At 73.2% G+C, this 18,081-nt stretch carries 15 protein-coding genes and 1 pseudogene; 10 read left to right on the top strand and 6 right to left on the bottom strand.

Annotation, left to right across the window (positions count from 1 at the left end):
• The first annotated feature begins 209 nt into the window (after positions 1–209).
• Positions 210–3,032, top strand: coding sequence for a phage/plasmid primase, P4 family (locus ACFU9A_RS09390; protein ID WP_430574963.1), 2,823 nt, complete (start codon positions 210–212; stop codon positions 3,030–3,032).
• A 117-nt stretch (positions 3,033–3,149) separates the two neighbouring features.
• On the opposite strand, the gene ACFU9A_RS09385 is transcribed toward ACFU9A_RS09390, so the two are convergent.
• Positions 3,150–3,449, bottom strand: a complete 300-nt coding sequence (locus tag ACFU9A_RS09385; protein ID WP_430574962.1) for a hypothetical protein — start codon at positions 3,447–3,449, stop codon at positions 3,150–3,152.
• A 191-nt stretch (positions 3,450–3,640) separates the two neighbouring features.
• Between ACFU9A_RS09385 and ACFU9A_RS09380 the strand changes: the two genes are divergently transcribed.
• The 4 genes from ACFU9A_RS09380 (at position 3,641) to ACFU9A_RS09365 (ending at position 6,239) form a co-directional block, all read left to right on the top strand.
• Positions 3,641–3,976, top strand: coding sequence for a hypothetical protein (locus tag ACFU9A_RS09380; protein WP_430574961.1), 336 nt, complete (start codon positions 3,641–3,643; stop codon positions 3,974–3,976).
• Positions 3,973–4,833, top strand: coding sequence for a hypothetical protein (locus ACFU9A_RS09375; protein WP_430574960.1), 861 nt, complete (start codon positions 3,973–3,975; stop codon positions 4,831–4,833). The genes ACFU9A_RS09380 and ACFU9A_RS09375 overlap by 4 nt, the downstream gene beginning before the upstream one ends.
• 838 nt (positions 4,834–5,671) lie before the next feature.
• Positions 5,672–5,926: a hypothetical protein gene (locus ACFU9A_RS09370; protein ID WP_430574959.1), complete on the top strand. Its 255-nt coding sequence runs from the start codon at positions 5,672–5,674 to the stop codon at positions 5,924–5,926.
• A gap of 16 nt (positions 5,927–5,942) precedes the next feature.
• Positions 5,943–6,239, top strand: a complete 297-nt coding sequence (locus ACFU9A_RS09365; RefSeq protein WP_430574958.1) for a hypothetical protein — start codon at positions 5,943–5,945, stop codon at positions 6,237–6,239.
• A 99-nt stretch (positions 6,240–6,338) separates the two neighbouring features.
• On the opposite strand, the pseudogene ACFU9A_RS09360 reads toward ACFU9A_RS09365, so the two are convergent.
• Positions 6,339–6,986, bottom strand: a pseudogene (locus ACFU9A_RS09360) (ATPase, T2SS/T4P/T4SS family); the annotation flags it as partial.
• A 238-nt stretch (positions 6,987–7,224) separates the two neighbouring features.
• On the opposite strand from ACFU9A_RS09360, the gene ACFU9A_RS09355 reads away from it, so the two are divergent.
• A complete protein-coding gene (locus ACFU9A_RS09355; protein WP_430574957.1) occupies positions 7,225–8,448 on the top strand; it encodes an aminotransferase class I/II-fold pyridoxal phosphate-dependent enzyme in 1,224 nt (407 codons plus the stop codon).
• A 96-nt stretch (positions 8,449–8,544) separates the two neighbouring features.
• On the opposite strand, the gene ACFU9A_RS09350 is transcribed toward ACFU9A_RS09355, so the two are convergent.
• The gene (locus ACFU9A_RS09350; RefSeq protein WP_430574956.1) at positions 8,545–9,174 is read right to left on the bottom strand and encodes a LysE/ArgO family amino acid transporter; all 630 of its coding nucleotides are present in this window, start codon (positions 9,172–9,174) and stop codon (positions 8,545–8,547) included.
• Positions 9,175–9,258: 84 nt separating this feature from the next.
• On the opposite strand from ACFU9A_RS09350, the gene ACFU9A_RS09345 reads away from it, so the two are divergent.
• A complete protein-coding gene (locus tag ACFU9A_RS09345; RefSeq protein WP_430574955.1) occupies positions 9,259–10,218 on the top strand; it encodes a LysR family transcriptional regulator ArgP in 960 nt (319 codons plus the stop codon).
• Between the two features lie 36 nt (positions 10,219–10,254).
• On the opposite strand, the gene ACFU9A_RS09340 is transcribed toward ACFU9A_RS09345, so the two are convergent.
• Both ACFU9A_RS09340 and ACFU9A_RS09335 read right to left on the bottom strand, forming a co-directional pair.
• Entirely contained in the window at positions 10,255–11,556 is a 1,302-nt protein-coding gene (locus tag ACFU9A_RS09340) for an LCP family protein (protein ID WP_430574954.1), read from the bottom strand.
• Between the two features lie 94 nt (positions 11,557–11,650).
• Positions 11,651–13,954: an esterase-like activity of phytase family protein gene (locus ACFU9A_RS09335; protein ID WP_430574953.1), complete on the bottom strand. Its 2,304-nt coding sequence runs from the start codon at positions 13,952–13,954 to the stop codon at positions 11,651–11,653.
• Between the two features lie 178 nt (positions 13,955–14,132).
• Between ACFU9A_RS09335 and ACFU9A_RS09330 the strand changes: the two genes are divergently transcribed.
• Together ACFU9A_RS09330 and ACFU9A_RS09325 are read left to right on the top strand one after the other, a co-directional pair.
• Positions 14,133–14,504, top strand: coding sequence for a PadR family transcriptional regulator (locus tag ACFU9A_RS09330; RefSeq protein WP_430574952.1), 372 nt, complete (start codon positions 14,133–14,135; stop codon positions 14,502–14,504).
• On the top strand, positions 14,504–15,859 hold the full coding sequence (locus tag ACFU9A_RS09325) for a permease prefix domain 1-containing protein (RefSeq protein ID WP_430574951.1): 1,356 nt from the start codon (positions 14,504–14,506) through the stop codon (positions 15,857–15,859). The genes ACFU9A_RS09330 and ACFU9A_RS09325 overlap by 1 nt, the downstream gene beginning before the upstream one ends.
• An 89-nt stretch (positions 15,860–15,948) precedes the next feature.
• Here the strand turns inward: ACFU9A_RS09325 and ACFU9A_RS09320 are convergent, their stop codons facing one another.
• Complete coding sequence (locus tag ACFU9A_RS09320) at positions 15,949–17,178, bottom strand: multidrug effflux MFS transporter (RefSeq protein WP_430574950.1); 1,230 nt, start codon at positions 17,176–17,178, stop codon at positions 15,949–15,951.
• A gap of 92 nt (positions 17,179–17,270) precedes the next feature.
• Here ACFU9A_RS09320 and ACFU9A_RS09315 point away from each other — a divergent pair, with 92 nt between their 5' ends.
• Complete coding sequence (locus ACFU9A_RS09315; RefSeq protein ID WP_430574949.1) at positions 17,271–18,071, top strand: SOS response-associated peptidase; 801 nt, start codon at positions 17,271–17,273, stop codon at positions 18,069–18,071.
• Positions 18,072–18,081 lie beyond the last annotated feature (10 nt).

Genomic DNA, 18,081 nt, shown 5'->3' with positions numbered 1-18,081 from the left:
CCGGGCGACCCGTTGATCGTGATGACGGTCGGCGGGCCTCCCGTCTCCGAGGACAGCCCCGACAACTTCACCTGCGACCGGTGCGAACGGTACTGCCCGCCGCCACAAGGGCTGCCGGGGGACGTCGACTTCGAGGTGGTCCCTGGGGTCGTCGTCTGGGCGGCCCTGTGCGAAGAGTGCACCCGCTTGGAGTTCCCGGGGGGGCCGTCATGGTGACCACGACGACCGAGACCGTCTGCCCCGACTGCGGCATGGAGCTGAACACCTTCACGCTGGGCACCTTGGTGCACGAGCACTGCACGTCCATCGTCGGCACCGACAAGTCCCGCGCGGCCATCGTGGCGCCCGAGCCCGACCACGATGGTGAAGACCACGACGATGGTGAAGACCACGACGATGGTGAAGACCACGACGAACGGGGCGACGGCGGCGCCAAGCCGGGCGTCCTGGACCGCTTCCTCCAGGCCTGCGGCTACCGCGACGGCGACCGGCTGACCCTGTGCGCCCAACCCCCCGGCGGGAAGTTCCGCACCACCTGGGTGACGCCCGCCGAACTGCTGGCATGGGACCTGTCCGACCAGGTCGATACCTGGCTGAGCGTCAACCCCGTGGCGGACAGCGTGACCTCGGGGCGGGGCACGTCGGCCGACGTGACACGCGTGACCGCCCTCGTGGCCGACCTGGACATCGGCGGCAACGGCAAGCACCTGCCCGACCGGGCGGCGGCCGAGGCGGTCGTGGCCGAAGTGTCCGCACGACTCCACGCCCAGCCCGCCATTGTGGTCGATAGCGGGCACGGGCTCCAGCCCCGCTGGGCCATTGACGACGGAGGCGACGTCGCCCGAGCCCGTGCCCTGATCCGTGCCACGGGGCGCTTGGTCGCAGAGGTGGCCGAGCAGCACGGCGGCACGGTCGATACCGTCTCCGACCTCGCGCGCATCTTCCGCGTGCCCGGCACGACGAACGTCAAGGACCCAGCCAACCCCGTGCCCGTCGTGGTGGTCCAGATGGCCGAGCCCGACGAGGTAGACGTCCTGAGCCTGGACGACCTGGAGGGCTACCTGAACGACGCCGGGGTGCGCGTCGGGACCGAGGACTACGCGACCGAGCGCGAGGTGGTCGCCCCGCTGGCCGACTGGCCCGATGACGGGCTGGACGAGCCGTGCCGCTACGTGGCCCGCATGATCGACGCCTGGGCCACGGACACCCCGCCCGGTCGGCACCCGTGGCTGCTCTCGCAGATGATCCGGCTAGCGTGCGCCCGGCGCCTGGGGTGCCTGAACGACGACACCTGGGCCGAGGCTCAGCATGCCCTCGTCGCGCGGTTCGGCTGGCTGCTGAAGCACACCGAGCCCCGGCGCGCCCCGGCGCTCGGGGAGGTTGCCGGGGCGGCGGGCTACGCCATGCGCAAGGCCTCGGAGAAGACCGACGACGAGGCAGCCGGAGAACTGGGCAACCATCTGCCGCACAGCCCGGACCCCGACGACGATGCCTGGGCTGACGCCCTGTCCGCCTCGGCCGCGCAGCAGAGGGAGACCGACCGCGTGGCCAGCGACGTCCAGAGCGATGGCGAGTACATCGACGGCGAGTTGAAGCGGGGGGGCACGGCCTCGGTGCCCGTCGGGCGCCAGTTCGTCGCCGCGCGGCTGGCAGGGCGCTATCGGCACGCCCCTGGGCTCGGCTGGCTCAAGTACGCCAACGGCTGCTGGCACCCCCTCGGGGCGGACGGTGACGCCGTGGTGGCCGACCAGGCCATGCGGTACGGCGCCCAGGTCGCCAAGGATGCGGTGGACTCGGGGGCCGACTCTGAGGCCGTCAAGGCCCTGCTGCGGTACCGGGAGGCTGGGCGCGCCCGCGATCTGATCACCGTGGCCCGCACCGACGCGCGGGTGCGCACCAGCGTGGGCGACTTGGACGCCTACCCGCACCTGTTGTGCGTGGGCAACGGGGTGGTGGACCTGAGGACGGGCGACCTGCTGGACCACGACCCGGAGTTGCTACTCACCCGCACCACCCCCGTGCGGTACGTCGCGGGGGCCGAGCATTCCCTGTGGGCGCGGGCGCTGGAGTGCCTGCCCCTTGAGTTGCAGGACTACGTGCGCGCTCGGTTCGGCCAAGGCGTCACGGGCGAGCCCCCGGACGATGACGTGCTGGCCGTTCTGCACGGCGGCGGAAGCAACGGCAAGTCCACCCTGTTGGACGGCGTGGCATCGGCCCTGGGTGGGCACTGCACCATCGTGTCCAAGCGTGTCCTGCTGGCCGGGGCGGGCGAGCACCCCACCGAGCTGATGAGCCTCAGGGGGGCGCGCCTGGCGTTCCTGGAGGAACTGACCGAGAACGGCGGCGGCCGGATCAACGTCGGCAGGCTGAAGGACGTGGCGGGCACCGGGCAGATGACCGCGCGGCTGATCCGACAGGACTCGGTGACGTGGACCGTCTCGCACACCCTGGTGGCGACCACGAACACCCTGCCGTCCGTAGCGGAGACCGACGACGGGACCTGGCGCCGCCTGGTCACGATCCCGTTCCGGGCGCACTACCTGAAGGCCCACGAGCCCGACGAGCCCGGCGGCATCCGAGCCGACCCCGACGTGCGCCACGCCGTCCGCCACGCCACGGGGGCGCTCGCTGAGGCCATCCTGGCGTGGGTCGTGGCCGGGGCGGTGGACTGGTACAAGGCCGGGCGCCGCCTGCCCGACCCGCCGGCCACCGTCACCAACGCCACGCTGGCCTGGCGCATCGAGTCCGACGTACTGCTGGGGTTCGCTGAGGAACGTCTCGCCCCCGACCCCTCGGGGTTCCTCCCAACGACCGTCCTACTGTGCTGGGCTAATGACCATCTGGTGTCCATCGGCCATCCCCAGATGAGGGCCAAGACGTTCGTGTCCCGGTTCCTCGCCACCGCCTGGGCGCGTCGTCACCACGTCGCCGAGGGCCGCCGTCGGGTGGGCGGGTCAGAGCACCCCGTGCGAGGCCTGATCGGCCTCACGGGCAAGCCTGAGCCACCGTCAGCAGAGGAAGGCCGGCTCTAACGTTTCCGCAGGTCAGGACGTTCTGTGCCAGGTGTGCCAGGTGCTCCCCACTACCGCCTAGAGAAAACCTATCGCGTGGTTATCCGAGCCACCTGGCACATCTGGCACACCCCTAGGTCACCGACCCGCCCGCAGCCGCGCGGCACGCTCCCGCAGCACGACGGCACGGGCCTCGTCGTCGGCCCCGCTGGCCACGTCGGCCTCTGCCTCCAGCACGTCGGCCAGCCACGTCCGGAACGCCACTGGGAGCCGCCAGCCGGTTGGCTCGGTGTCGTCGCGGCGCGTGGCCGTCGTGGCCGGGACGCCCGCCCGCAGCAGCGCCGCCCATTCCTCGGCGGTCAGGGGCTCGGCGGCCCCGAGCCGGTCCCGCAGCGCCGGTGGCACCTCGGCCCAGATGTCCGCGTACGTCGTCGCCATGGGCGTGACCGTAGGCCCGCCCACCGTCACGCCCCACCGGGGCCGCGACCCCCCTCTCTCCCCGATTGGCCCAACCGGAATCCTGGCTATTGGGCGCGGCTACCGGGACAATTGCAGGTATGCGAACCAGGGGCTGGAGGGCCAGAACGCGGGCGCTGACGAGGCTTGCCCCGCACCTGAGCCGGGACGACGTGGAGGGCGCCGCGCGAGCGCTCGCGGCCGAGGCGGGGCTGGAGGTCGTGGTGGTGCATCAGGTGCATGAACTGGACGGCGACGAGGACGTGGCGCCGGTCCCTGAGGTGCCCGAGGTGCCCGAGGACGTGGTGCCCATCCCGCTGGCCGACGCCTCCGAGCCCGTCACCGAGCCCGTCCCTGAGCCCGACGACGACGGGGACCCCGAGCGCGACGACGAGGCCGCACGCGAGGCCGAGCGCGCTCGGGAGGAACGTCGGCGCGCGGTGCTGGCCGAGACCGACGCCGCCCTGGCCAAGGGCCGCGAGTGGGACGAACTGGTGGCAGGCCGATGACGACCGGATACCCCACGACCGCCGATGAGCGGGCCGCCCTCGCGCGCGGTGTCCACGACCACCTGCCCGAGGACCGTCGCGTGCAGGTCCGCCAGGACGACTTGGAACGCCTCGCGGAGGGCCTGCCCGACCGCTTCACGGCCGACGAGACGGCCGCCGCTCTGCTGCGCTGGACAGCGCCGGACACCATCGCTGACGTGCCCTCGGCCACGAGCAACTCAGGTTTCGACGCCGTGGTGGCGGCCCGCGCCCGGCGAGAGGAGCCGCGCGGGGTGTTTGAGGCCTACAGCGCGCGCTCCAGGATCGTGACCGGCACCCTCATGCCCGATTTTGCGGTCTCCCAGCACCCTGGCCACACCGTGACGCACGTCGGCCAGGTGGACGTGGTGTCCCTGGACCCGACCGACGTCCCAGTGCACTGGAGCCACGAGACCAGCGTGCGCTGCGGCAGCCTCGTCGGCATCGAACGGCGCGACGAGGGATTGCGGGTCTGGCTGGAGCTGAGCGAGGGCGAACTGGAGGACCGTGCCCTGGCCCTGGTGGACCTCGGCCGGGTCGGCCTGAGCGCCGGATTCAAGGCCGTGATGACCACGCCGCGCGTCGGCGCCATCGTCGGGCAGCGCCGCGCCCAGGGCATGCGGTTGGGCGAGGTGAGCCTGACCGAGACCCCGGCGTTCGGCATCGCGGAGACCGGCGTCAAGCGCGTGGCCGACGTGCCCCGGTTCGCCTCCGAGGCCCTACGGCGCGAGCGCCACGACGAGCACGAGGTGCGCGCGCTGGAGGTCGGGGCGCTGAGCCGTGACGCCGACCGCGTACAGCAGCGCTACTTCCCCGCCGCACGGATCACCCTCCGGTAGCCCCCAGAACCACGGTGGCCCTGGCCGGGTCAACACCAACCCCAAGGCGGACGCGACCCGGCCAGGGTCACCGTGCCCCCCTCCCGCAGCGGAGTCAGTCAGCCACCGCCACCCCCGGCTCGCCCACGAGGGCACCCCCTCCCGCAGCGCGACCACCCCCCACACCTGAGCAAGCCCACCCCCCTCGGGCAGCGGCACCCGCCCTCGGGCATCCCCGGCCCCTCAGGCGCCCCGCAGCCACACGACGGCCAGGCACGGCAGGGCAGCGCCTCCAGGCCCGCAGCGCGGCCTACACGCGTGCATGGCCAGGCCCGCGCCAGCAGCGGCACGGCAGCAACGTCAGGACCGCAAGCCCCAGGCCGGGCCCCGGGCGCCGCGCTCCAGCCCGAGCAGATGGCCTCGGCCATCACGAGGCCATCCCGATGACCAACGTCGTCCAGCCGCGCGCCGACCACGACTACGACCAGCATCAAGCCGATGAAGTTCGTCTGACGCGCCGACGTCGTGAGCCTCAGCGTTCGTGAACCGCAGCGCCGCGACGAGCCGAGCGTTTCCGCAGGCCGGGCCCCCACCTTTTTTGAGGGAGGGGCTTCGGGCAGCCCCGTGCCACAGAAACTCTCTCTGCAAGTAATCGAATCTTCAAGGACCAGCTGCGAGCCCAAAGTGCGTGCGCCAGATTGGTGCCCGCAATCGATCTGACGCAACTCGGTTGCCCCAGGGTGAACTCCGGGCCCAAATGCCCTATTTGTCCAGAGAGAAGCGAAATCGTGTGGCACCATCGCCCGAACCAGGTGACGATGCCCACAGCGCCTAGCGCCGCTTCTGTAGGAGACTCAGGATGACTACGGACCAAGAAGGCTCTTCCTACCGGGACTTCTTGAAGCCCGGAGAGAAACTGAGCAGGTCCATCGAGGACGTGTGCATCCAGCTGGAGAAGGAGGGGTGGAGCGTGACGACCAGATTGGCTCGCGGCCTGAGATATGCGTGCCCCGAGACCAGGTGTGGGAAGCACAACCTCTGGATCGACACCGTGACGCTGGTCGAGGAACGCCTCGACTTCAAGCTCCGCAGAACCTGCCTGACCTTCAACTGAGAGAGAAGGACCCCCGATGAAGCTCTTCGGCCTTGAGCTGGAGCTGCACCCCGTCGACATGGACAGCGCCGATGCTGCCCTGGACATCATCCACGATGCGATGACCTCTGACCCGGCCATCTACTCCGTGGACCTCGTGCTCGACGACGAAGCGGCCTACATGCTCGCTGGCGTGAAGGTTGACGACGACTCCGACATGGACGACGCCGTGGAGTTCTTCCGCGCGGCCTTCGAGAAGGCGATGATCGCCGCGGATGCCGACCACTGGGGCGTCCAGGTTGCTCAGGACGCGCGAGAGATGGCCTTCGCCTAAGACCCCATGGCAACGAACGCCCCTGCCCTCCATAGGAGGGCAGGGGCGTTCGGCGTCCTAAGGTCGCAGCGCCCACCAAAGGTGCGCTAATTCACTAGCCGTCTTGCCCGCCTGCGTCGCGCCGGACACCAGGACGTTCAGCCCGGCCCGCACGGCCGCGTCGAGGAACGCGGCGGCGTGCGGCGTGAGCGAGCCCAGCCGCACCAGGTGGTCGAGGTGGTCCGCGCGCACCAGGTGCTTGCGGATGTTCACGGCCATGTGGCTCCGGGTGACGTCGGGGATCACGACGTGAAGTCGCTCCCCGCCCGGCAGCGACGCGTCCACGAACGGGCTGCTGAGGTCGAGCCGGCGGCCGGAGGCCTTGAGCATCCGCTCCACCAGGTCGCGCACCTGCACGGCGGTGAGGATCGTGGTCGTCAGCTCCGGCACGCCGCGCCGGGCGACGAACACCTTGGCCGGCTCGTTGACCCAGATCTCCTCGACCTCGGGGTCGTCGAGGTACCGCTGCAGCGGCCCGAGCCCGCCGAGGGCGTCGACGACGGCGCGCGCGGTGCCCTGCGGATCGGCCAGCGGGGGCACGACGCCGCGGGTGGCACGGTCGGAGTAGTCGGCCGCGGCCTCCGCGACGAGCCGCTCCAGCCCGGCCCGGTCACGGACCGGGTCGAGCGCGCGCCGCCGGACGAGCTCGCGGACCTCGTGCTCGAGGATCGCAGCGGCGCCGGTCGGCTCCAGGGTGTCGATCGACACTGATCTCCCTCTCGTCGTTCCCTCGTCGGCGGCGAAAGCGGCTCCAGGGTAGGGGACCCGGGCAACTGCCTGTGCAGCGCCTGTGGACGACGGCGGTCGGGAGCGCGTCGACGGGCGCCGGTGAACGGCGTGACCAGGCCCGACGTCCCGATCTGGGGACGGGAGCCCGGCGTCGCGCGTCTCAGATGCTGAGCACCCGCGGACCGGGCACCGCCGGGCGCGGGGCTAGGGTCGGCCCATGCCGACCTCTCCCCCGCCCGGCCGCTGGACCGACGTCGCCCGCGCGACCGGGCTGATCGGCGCCGACGGCGCCGTCGCGCAGACGATCTTCGCGGAGATGACGGCGCTCGCCGCTCGCACGGGCGCGATCAACCTGGGGCAGGGGTTCCCCGACGTCGACGGCCCGGCGTTCATCCGGGAGGCCGCCAAGGACGCGATCGACGCGGGCCGCAACCAGTACTCCCCCGGCGACGGCGTGCCCGAGCTGCGGCGCGCGATCGCCGAGCACCAGCGCCGCCGCTACGGCCTCGACGTCGACCCTGACGCCGAGGTGCTCGTCACCACCGGCGCCACGGAGGCGCTGGCGGCGTCGATCCTCGCGCTCGCGGGCCCGGGCGACGAGGTGATCACGCTCGAGCCGTTCTACGACTCGCACGCCGCGGGCATCGCGCTGGCCGGCGCGACGCACGTCCCGGTGCCCCTGACCCCCGACGACTTCCGTCTCGACGCCGCCGCCCTGCGCGCCGCGGCGGGCCCGCGCACGCGCCTCATCGTGCTCAACACCCCGCACAACCCCACCGGCACCGTGCTGGCGCGCGCCGAGCTGGAGCAGGTCGCCGCCGTCGCGCGCGAGGTCGACGCCGTCGTGCTCACCGACGAGGTCTACGAGCACCTCACCTTCGACGACGCGGTGCACGTGCCGATCGCCACGCTGCCCGGCATGGCGGGGCGCACCCTCACCGTCTCCTCCAGCGGCAAGACGTTCAGCCTCACCGGGTGGAAGGTCGGCTGGGTGCACGGCCCCGCGGAGCTCGTCACCGCCGTGCGCACGGTGAAGCAGTTCCTCACCTACACCTCGGGGGCTCCGTTCCAGCCCGCCATCGCGCGGGCGCTCGCGGACGAGGACGCGCCCCGCGCGCTCGCGTCCTCGCTCGCCGCCCGCCGGGACCTGCTGTGCGAGGGGCTGACCGCGGCCGGCCTGGACGTCGTCGTCCCGCAGGGCACGTACTTCGTGGTCGCGGACGGCACGCGGCTGCTCGAGCGGCACGGCCTGCCGGACGGCCACGAGCTGTGCCGCCGCCTGCCCGACCTCGCGGGCGTGGTCGGCGTGCCGGTGTCGGCCTTCTGCCGGCCGGGCTCGACGACGGCCGACGCGCTCGCGTCACGCGTGCGGTTCACGTTCGTCAAGCGCGAGGACGTGCTGCGCGACGCCGTCGACCGCCTGCACCGCCTCGCGCGCTGACCTCGCCACGCACCCGTCGATCTGTTCGGCACCCCCTCGATCCGTTCGGCACGAGCCCGTGCCGAACAGATCGACGGACTGCCGAAGTGACGGGCGCTAGGTCGCGAGCGCGGGGAGCACCAGGCTCACGGCGACGACCAGCATGATCGCGGCCACGACGCCGTCGACGACGCGCCACGCGCCGGGCCGCGCGAGCACCGGGGCGAGCAGCCGCGCCCCGTAGCCGAGGCCGACGAACCACAGCACGCTCGCGACGACGGCTCCGGCGGTGAAGGCCCAGCGCGCGCCGCCGTACGACGCGGCGAGCGACCCCTGGAGCACCACCGTGTCGAGGTAGACGTGCGGGTTGAGCCAGGTGAGCGCGAGCGCCGTAAGCAGCACCGGGCGCGCGCGTCGGCCCGCGTCCGCGACGGCGCCGTCCGACGCGGCCGCCAGACCCGGCTCGTCTCCCCGCCACGCCCGCCGCGCGGCGAGCGCCCCGTACCCGAGGACGACGACGGCGCCCGCCCACCGCGCCACCTCGACGACGGCGGGGTGACTGACGACCAGCGCGCCGAGCCCGGCGGTCCCCGCGGCGTAGAGCACGACGTCGGAGGCGGCGCAGACGGCGACGACGAGGCCGACGTGCTCGCGGCGCACGCCCTGGCGCAGCACGAAGGCGTTCTGCGCCCCGATGGCGACGATGAGGGACAGGCCGAGGCCGAGGCCGGCGAGGACGGTGAGCACGGCACGACGCTAGGCAGCCGGTGTGATGAAGTCCAGCTACGGTTTCTTCATCTGATCAAGCGTTCCTTCATCTACGGTGGGGGCATGCGTTGGGACACCCGCCAGCTCGAGGCCCTGGCAGCCGTCGTCACGGAGGGCTCGTTCGAGGGCGCCGCCCGCACGCTGCACGTGACGCCGTCGGCGGTGAGCCAGCGCGTGCGCGCGCTGGAGAACGCCGCAGGATCCGTGCTGGTGCGCCGCACCCGCCCGGTCGCCCCGACCGAGCCCGGCCGCACCCTGCTGCGCCTGGCCCGTCAGGTGGAGCTCCTGGGCGCGGAGGCGAGCCACGCCCTCGGCCCCGGCGCCACGGACGCCCGCGGCTCCGGCGGCACCACCCCCGCCGACGCCCCGCGCCCCGTCACCGTGCCCCTCGCCGTGAACGCCGACTCGCTGGCCACGTGGGTGCTGCCCGCCCTCGCGGGCGTGGAGGGCGTCTGCTTCGACCTCTATCGCGAGGACCAGGACCGCACGGTGGACCTGCTGCCCGCGGGCGTCGTCATGGCTGCCGTCACCTCCCAGCGCGAGCCGGTACAGGGCTGCAGCTCCGCGCTGCTCGGCATCACGCGATACCGCCCGGTCGCCACGCCCTCCGTCGTCGAGCGCTGGTTCCCCGACGGCCCCACCCCCGAGGCCCTCGACCGCGCCCCGATGGTCGTCTTCGACCGTGCCGACGACCTGCAGGACGTCTGGCTGCGCGACCGCGCCGCCGCGGCCGGCGCGCCGGTGCCCGACCCCCCACGCCACCACGTACCGAGCACGGCGGAGTTCCTCGACGCCGTCCGCCGCGGCCTCGGCTGGGGCATGTGGGGGCCGCTGCCCGGCCCGGACGCGCGGTTCGCCGTGCTCGGCGACGCCCTCGAGCGGGGCGAGGTCCGCGCCCTCGCCGACGACGCCGTCGTCGAGGTGCCGGTCTACCTGCAGCAGTGGAAGCTGCGCTCGGAGGTGCTCGACCGCGTGACCGGCGCCCTGCGCGCCGAGGCCCGCCGGGCGCTCCCCCAGCACTGATCCCCCAGCACTGAACCCCCGGGACGCCGGACGCCGTCAGGCGCAGACGCCGGGCAGCAGCGAGGGGCTGGGCGACGGCGTGGACGACGGGCCCGTGGACGACCCCTTGCCGCCCTGTCCGTCCTTCCCGCCCTCGCCGGGCGAGGCGACGTCGTCGTCGACCTGGGTGGCGTCGGGCGTCGACCCGTCCGGCGACGCCGTGCGCGCCTTCCCCGCCCCGGCGGACGACGCCGAGGTGCCCTTCTTCTTGGCCGGGAGGCCGGGCGGGGCCTCGTCGGCACGCAGGCGGGCCCAGATCTCGTCGGCCCCCGACGTCCACTCGACGCGGCCGGGCTGGCTCACCGAGTCGACGACCGGCACGGACGTGAACACGATCCGTGCGGGGTCGATGTCGCGGATGCTCCACGCGAGGCCGGCGAGCGCCGTCGGGCTCGCGAGGTCGGGGTCGGTCGAGATGGAGCCGAGGATCTCCCGCACCATCCGGTAGAGGCGGGGCGAGTCGGTGATGACGTTCTGCGACAGGATCTGGCGCATCGTCGCGTCGAAGAAGGCCTGCTGCCGCTCGATCCGCTTGAGGTCGCTGCCGACCTCGAGCCCCATGCCCTCGCCCTTGCGGGCGCGCAGGAAGTTGATCGCGGTGTGGCCGTCGAGCGTCTGGCGGCCGGCCTTCAGGTCGAGGTCGACCCGCTGGCCCTTGACCGGCTCGGGCAGGCACATGGTGACGCCCCCGATGGCGTCGACGACGCCGATCACGCCGGTCATCTGCACCACCACGTGGTCCTCGATGCGCACGCCGGTGAGCTTCTCGACGGTGTGGATGCTGCAGGCCGCCGCGCCGGTGACGTCCTTGCCCGGGCCGCCCCCGAGGGCGAAGGCGGTGTTGAACATGGCGTTCGCGTGCGGCGCGGTCTGGCCGCCGCCGGGCAGCTTGCACGACGGGATGTCGACGAGCGAGTCGCGCGGGATCGAGACGGCCTCGATGCGGCTGCGGTCGCCGGAGATGTGCACGAGCAGCGTGGTGTCGGAGTGGAACTCGTCCCCCGCGCCCGCGATCTTCGCGTTCGCCTCGTCACGGAAGTCGGTGCCCATCACCAGGATGTTGAGGTCCTTGCCGGCGAACGGGTCGCTGGGGTCCTGCTCGGTCGCGACCGCGGGCGGGCGGTCGTTCTCGGCGAGGAGGCCGTCGACGTCGGACACGCCGATCTGCGAGCGCAGGTCGAGGAACGTCGCGACCGCCGTCGCCGACCCGAACGCCACCACCGCGGTGACGACGAGGGCGATCGAGCGGACGACACGGTGCGAGGCGAGGGAGGTCGCGTGCCGCGGCAGTGTCCGCACAGCGCGATCCTATGGCCTGAGCAGCACGGACGCGCGAGGGACAGCGGTTTCACCCGTTGCCCCGCGCGCGTCCGCGAGCCGGTCGTCCAGGGCGTCAGCGCCGCGCCGCGACCGCGGCGACGGCGAGCCCGGGCTGGTCGGAGAAGACGCCGTCCAGGCCGGTGTCCAGGAACGTGTCGAGCTCGCCGGCCAGGTCGCCGTGCGCGTTCGGGTCCGCCGAGGAGCGGAGCTCGGCGGGCAGGAACTGGTTCTCGGCGCGGAACGTCCACGAGTACGCCTCGAGCCCGGCGCGGTGCGCGTCCCGCACCACGGAGGTGGGCCGCCCGAGCGTGCCGGCCGCGGTCCGCGGCACGACGACGTTCTTCTCCAGGCTCACGATGTCGGCGTACCGGGCGACGCCGCGCAGCCCGGCCGGCGTCACCAGGTCGGCGTACGTGCGCGGGTCGCCGGCGGCGACCAGGTCATACGGGGCGCCGCTCGCCGAGACGTTGAGGGCGAGCCGCACGTCGGTGCGCCGGTCCAGCTCGCGCAGGTTCCCCGTCTCGAACGACTGCACGACCACCGGCGCGCGGCGCGAGTCGAGCCCGTTCGCGCGCAGCTGGGCCACGAGCGGCGCCTCCAGCGAGAGCCCGACGGAGTCGAAGTAGGTCGGGTGCTTGGTCTCCGGGGCCACGCCGACCGGCGCGCCGTCGCAGGTCCGAGAGTGCCGCGCGAGATCGAGCACCTCGTCGAGGGTGGGCACCTGGTACAGCCCGTCGAACGCCGTGTTGCCCGGGCGCACCCGGGGCAGCCGCTCGACGGCGCGCAGGGTGCGCAGCTCCGCGAGGGTGAAGTCCTCGGTGAACCAGCCCGTCACCCGCGTGCCGTCCACCGTCCTGGTGGTGCGGCGGTCGGCGAACTCGGGGTGCTTCGCGACGTCGGTCGTGCCGCCGATCTCGTTCTCGTGGCGGGCGACGAGCACCCCGTCCTTCGTGGGCACGACGTCGGGCTCGATGACGTCCGCGCACTGCAGGATCGCCTGCTCGTAGGAGGCGAGGGTGTGCTCCGGCCGGTCGCCGGACGCGCCGCGGTGCCCGATGACGGTCACGCCGTCGTCCCGGGTGCGCGTCTTCTTCAGATCGATGACGACCATCTCGGTGTCGTCGGGCGTGCCCGGGTTGCGGGCGGCGTTGCCCGGGTAGTTGTTGTCGTTGGCGATGAGGATGCGACCGTCGCGCAGGCGCAGCACCGTCTCGAAGGACTGCACGGGCAGGGCGTACGTCGCGCCGAGGCCGTAGCCCTCGCCCGCGTCGATCCCGCGCGGGTTCTCCACCCGCAGCGCGTCCAGCACGAGCTCCTTGCGCACGTAGCGGCCGCCGGCGCCGTCGGGCGCGGTGCGCGAGAGGTCGATCTCGTAGACGCGCTTGGTCACCGACGCCGGGCCTTCGAAGTCGTCGCGCTCGACCACCCAGAACCGGTCCTTGCCGACGGTGAACGCGTCGCCGACGACGTTGGCCTCCTGGTCGGCCTGGTACGCCCAGGTGCGGCCCGTGTACTGGCCGCGGCGGGTGTCGAACTCGTGGATCACGCGGCGGCGCTGGTCAGGGTCCGTGGTCAGCGCGCCCTCGAGCACCGGGTACAGGTAGCGGCCGGAGCGCGCCATCGCCTCGAAGCCGCGGCTGGCGCGCACGGTGGGCGTCTCGCCGGCGGCCAGGTACGGGTTCTGCGGGGACCTCAGCCCGCCCGGCAGCGGGAACGGCTTCGACAGCAGCGTCCCGTCGGCGTCGAAGTGCAGCAGGAACGGCCCGAACTCCTCGCCCACCCACAGGGTGCCGTCGTCGGCGCGCGCCACGGACTCGATGTCGAAGTCCGCGCCGGTCAGCAGCCGCTCCTTCGTGCCGCCGTTGACGATGTCGAAGTCCAGGAGGTGGTTCGCGTCGTTGTAGGAGAGGTGGTCGAGCACCTCGATCGTGCCCGACCCGCCCTTCGCGCCCGACCGACCCGTGTCCCAGTCGGGCTTCACGAGGTAGCTGCGCAGGAGGAAGTCGGCGGAGTTGCCCTTCGCGCCGAAGCCGTTGTCCGGCTGGGCCCAGAACGTGCCGTCACCGTTGTCGACCATGGCCGAGAAGCCGGGCACCACCTGGCCGTCCCACGGACCCTGCCGGCCGTTGCCCGACGACGCCGCGGCGCCCGACGCCGGGCCGTCCGCCAGGTGGTCGGCGGAGAGCGTGGCCCGCCCTTCGAGGGCGGGCACCAGGTGGGTCGTGACGGAACCGGGTCGGCCGTGACCGTCGTCGTCGGCGCCGCCGGGGTGGCCGCCGGCGACGGCTGCGGACCCCGCGGCCGCGAGCGCGACGACGGCGGCGGTCCCCGCTGCGGCCACGCGGAGCATGCGGGCGTGCATCAATGAGCGAGTCATGGACCGATGACACCGACGCCCCTCGACGTCACGCCCAACCCCGGATGAACCCTGGACGTCCGCTGGATGACGATCCCGTGGCCCGGGGCACGGCGGACCACCCGGCGGCGCCATGTCCGGCCACCCCTAGATCTGCTAGGTTACGAATACCTAGTAGTTCTAGATATCGGGAGGCGCCGTGCGCTTCGACAAGGACCTGGTGGCCGCGTCCGCCACCCCGCTCGTGCTGGGCATCCTCGCGGAGGGCGAGTCGTACGGGTACGCGATCCTCAAGCGCGTCACCGAGCTCTCGGGCGGCCGCATGCAGTGGACCGACGGGATGCTCTACCCCCTGCTGCACCGGCTGGAGCGGCTCGGGCTGGTCGTCGCCTCCTGGGGCACGTCCGAGGCCGGCCGGCGCCGCAAGCACTACGCGATCACCCCCGCCGGCCACGAGGCGCTCGCCGAGCGGCAGCAGCAGTGGTCCGTCGTCGCCGACGTGCTGCAGCACGTGTGGCGGGCCGCCCAGGCACCCGCCGCCGGCCCGGCGCTCGCCGACGGGTGGGCCTGATGGCCGGGCCGCACGAGCGCCTGGAGGCGCAGATCGACCAGTGGCGCGCGTACGTGCAGAGGCGCCGTGCCATCTCCGCCGCCGACGTCGACGAGATGGAGGACCACCTGCGGGGACAGGTCACCGACCTCACCGCCACCGGGCTCGACGACGACGAGGCGTTCCTCGTCGCCGTGCGCCGCATGGGCAACCTGGACGCCGTCTCGCGCGAGTTCGCCCGCGAGCACTCCGAGCGGCTCTGGAAGCAGCTCGTGCTGGTCCCCGAGACGCCCGAGCACGACGCGTCCGGCCCGACGTGGCGCGAGCTCGCCGTCGTGCTCGCGCTCGCCGTCGGCGCCGGCGTCGCCGCCAAGGTCGGGCTCGCCGCGATCCACGAGGACACCGCGGTGCTGCGCAACCTGCCGCTGCTCACCGCGCCGTTCCTGGCCGCGTACTTCGCATGGAAGCGCCGCGTGTCCTGGCGCGTGCTGCTCGCCCTGCTGGTGCCGTACGCCGTCCTGGCCGTCGTGCTCAACGCCTACCCCTACGACCTCGGCGGCTCCACGGTGCTGCTGGCGGCAGTCCACGCGCCGGTCGTGCTGTGGGCGCTCGTCGGCGTCACCTACGTGGGCGGCCGGTGGCGGGCCGAGGAGCCGCGGATGGACTTCGCCCGCTTCACCGGCGAGCTGGTCGTGTACGTGACGCTGCTCGCGATCGGCGGCGGGGTGCTGCTCGGCCTCACGGCCGCGACGCTCAACCTGGTGGGCGTCGACCTCGAGCCCGTGATGCAGGACTGGGTCCTGCCGTTCGCCGTGCCCGGCGCCGTGGTGGTGGGCGCGTGGCTGGTGGAGGCCAAGCAGGACGTGGTGGAGAACATCGCGCCCGTGCTCACCCGCGTCTTCACGCCGCTGACCCTCGTGATGCTGCTGGTGACGCTCGTCGTGCTGCTCACGGCGGGCGACCTCGCCGACGCCGACCGCGAGCTCCTCATCCTCATGGACGCGATCCTCGTGCTCGTGCTGTGCCTGCTGCTCTACTCGGTGTCGGCGCGCGACTCGCTCGCGCGCGCCGGGTGGTTCGACGGGCTGCAGCTCGCCCTCGTCGTCGCGGCCCTCGCCGTCGACGCCGTCGCCCTCACCGCGATGCTCACCCGCATCGCCGAGTTCGGCGTCAGCCCCAACAAGGCGGCCGCGCTCGGGCTGAACCTGCTGCTGCTGGTGCACCTGGGCCGCTCGGGCTGGCTGCTGCTCGGGTTCGTCCGCGAGCGGCAGCCGTTCGGCGCGCTGACCCGCTGGCAGACGCGCTTCCTGCCCGTCTACGCCGTGTGGGCGGCACTGGTCGTGGTGGCGTTCGGGCCGCTGTTCGCCTTCGCGTAGCGCCCCCGGCCGGATGCCGAACAGGCGGTGGTGCACCTCCTGAACGCCCAGAAGGTGCACCACCGCCTGTTCGGCGTGTCGGCGGCCGGTCAGGCCAGCTTGACCCAGCCGTCCTTGCGGTAGGCGGGGGTCGCGAAGGCGAGGACCGCCAGCGCGCAGGCCAGCGCCGCGAGCATGACCCAGGACATGGCCACCGCGTCGCCGCCCAGCACGCCGACCAGCGGCGAGACCAGGCCGGCGATGCCGGACTGCACCGCGCCGATGACGGCGGCGGCCGTGCCCGCGCGCTCGCCGTGGCGCGACAGGGCGATCGCCGACGCGTTGGCGGGGATCAGCCCCTGGAAGGCGAGCACCAGCCACAGCATGGCGAGCAGGCCGACGAGGCCGCCCGCGCCGGTCAGCGCGACCACGAGCAGGCCGACGCCGACGACGCCCTGGATCGCCAGCGCCGCCCGCAGCAGCCGGATCGGCGCGACGCGCCGCACCAGGGAGGCATTCACCTGCGCGGACAGCACCAGGCCGAGCCCGTTGACGGCGAACAGCAGGGAGAACTGCCCGTGGGTCAGGCCGTAGCCCTCCTGGAAGATGAACGGCGAGCCCACCACGTAGCTCATGAGCACCGCCTGCCCGAGCCCGGGGATGACCGCGAGCGCCATGAACTGCTTGTCCCGGACCAGGGTGCGGTAGCCCGCGAACACGCTGCGCGTGCCGCCGGTCTGGCGTCGCACGGCGGGCAGCGTCTCCGGCATGAACCGCCACACGACGACCGCCATCGCGACGCCCGCGAGCGCGAGCGCGCCGAAGACCCAGCGCCAGCCGGCCGCGGACGCGATGGCGGAGCCGAAGGTCGGCGCGAGCATCGGCGCGACGCCGATGACGAGCATGAGGCGGGACAGGATGCGCGCGGCCTCGGCCCCGACGAACCGGTCGCGCACGACGGCCATGGCCGCGACGCCGCAGGCGGCGTTGAAGAAGCCCTGCATGAGGCGCAGGCCCACAAGGACGGTCATGTTCGGGGCGACGGCGCACAGCAGCGACGTCACGACGTGCAGCGCGAGGCCCCACATGAGCGGCGCGCGGCGCCCGTACCGGTCCGACAGGGGGCCGATGGTGAGCTGGCCGAGCGCGCCGCCGATGAGCATGACGGACACCGACAGCTGCGCGAAGGAGGCGGAGGAACCGAGGTCGGCCGCCACCTGCGGCAGCGACGGCAGGTACATGTCGACGGTGAACGCCGGCAGCGCCGCGAGGGCGCCGAGCATGAGGACCCAACGGAACGGAGAGCGGGCGCGCGGAAGTCTCGCGGAGTCGTCGGGCATGGTCGCCATCCTATCGAAACGATACGACCGTGCCCAGGCCATCGTCGGCGCCCGCCCTCCTGACTGTCGGTGGGATGCGTCACGATGGACCCATGTGCGGCCGCTACGCGTCCTTCCGCGACGCCCAGGACCTCTCCGACGACCTCGCGCTCGCCGAGATCGCGGAGGACGCCCGCCTCCTCCCGCCGTCGTGGAACGTGGCGCCGACCGACCCCGTGCGGATCGTCGTCGAGCGCCCCCGCCGCCTCGAGGGCGGCAGCACCGGCGAGATCACGCGCACGCTGCAGCTCGCGCGCTGGGGCCTCGTCCCCTCGTGGGCGAAGGACCCGTCGGTGGGCGCGCGCATGATCAACGCCCGCTCCGAGACCCTCCTCGACAAGCCCGCGTTCGCGAAGCCGCTGGCCGTGCGCCGCTGCCTGCTCCCCGCCGACGGCTACTACGAGTGGCGCAGGCTCGAGCTCCCGCCCGACGCCCCCGCCAGGGCCGGGTCGAAGCCGAAGGTGCCCAAGCAGCCCTACTGGATCCACCCCGACGACGGCGGCCTCGCCGCGCTCGCCGGGCTCTACGAGTTCTGGCGCGACCGGTCGAAGGCCGACGACGACCCCGACCGCTGGCTCGTGTCGGCGACGGTCGTGACGACGGCGGCGTCGCCCGACCTCGAGCGGATCCACGACCGCATGCCGGTGATCCTCCCCCGCGGCGCGTGGGACGCGTGGCTCGACCCGGCCGTCGGCGCGGAGCAGGCGATGGGGCTCGTCACCGGCCCGCAGGTCGCGATGGCCACCCGGCCGGTGGGCGACGCCGTCGGGTCGGTGCAGAACAACCGGCCGTCGCTCATCGAGGCCGACCCCGACCCGCGGGACCCGGACGTGGTCACCGCGGGCGGGGCCTGAGGATGGGCCG

It is taken from the genome of Isoptericola sp. NPDC057653 (assembly GCF_042799955.1).
Lineage (GTDB): Bacteria > Actinomycetota > Actinomycetes > Actinomycetales > Cellulomonadaceae > Isoptericola.
The sequence above is the reverse complement of the archived record's forward strand: the minus strand, read 5'-3'. Positions and strand labels throughout refer to the sequence as shown.

Coding starts and splice junctions, on each gene's coding strand:
- ACFU9A_RS09320 (WP_430574950.1), bottom strand. CDS start 17,178: ATGCCCGACGACTCCGCGAGACTTCCGCGCGCCCGCTCTCCGTTCCGT.
- ACFU9A_RS09325 (WP_430574951.1), top strand. CDS start 14,504: ATGGCCGGGCCGCACGAGCGCCTGGAGGCGCAGATCGACCAGTGGCGC.
- ACFU9A_RS09335 (WP_430574953.1), bottom strand. CDS start 13,954: ATGACTCGCTCATTGATGCACGCCCGCATGCTCCGCGTGGCCGCAGCG.
- ACFU9A_RS09385 (WP_430574962.1), bottom strand. CDS start 3,449: ATGGCGACGACGTACGCGGACATCTGGGCCGAGGTGCCACCGGCGCTG.
- ACFU9A_RS09315 (WP_430574949.1), top strand. CDS start 17,271: ATGTGCGGCCGCTACGCGTCCTTCCGCGACGCCCAGGACCTCTCCGAC.
- ACFU9A_RS09390 (WP_430574963.1), top strand. CDS start 210: ATGGTGACCACGACGACCGAGACCGTCTGCCCCGACTGCGGCATGGAG.
- ACFU9A_RS09355 (WP_430574957.1), top strand. CDS start 7,225: ATGCCGACCTCTCCCCCGCCCGGCCGCTGGACCGACGTCGCCCGCGCG.
- ACFU9A_RS09370 (WP_430574959.1), top strand. CDS start 5,672: ATGACTACGGACCAAGAAGGCTCTTCCTACCGGGACTTCTTGAAGCCC.
- ACFU9A_RS09345 (WP_430574955.1), top strand. CDS start 9,259: ATGCGTTGGGACACCCGCCAGCTCGAGGCCCTGGCAGCCGTCGTCACG.
- ACFU9A_RS09375 (WP_430574960.1), top strand. CDS start 3,973: ATGACGACCGGATACCCCACGACCGCCGATGAGCGGGCCGCCCTCGCG.
- ACFU9A_RS09365 (WP_430574958.1), top strand. CDS start 5,943: ATGAAGCTCTTCGGCCTTGAGCTGGAGCTGCACCCCGTCGACATGGAC.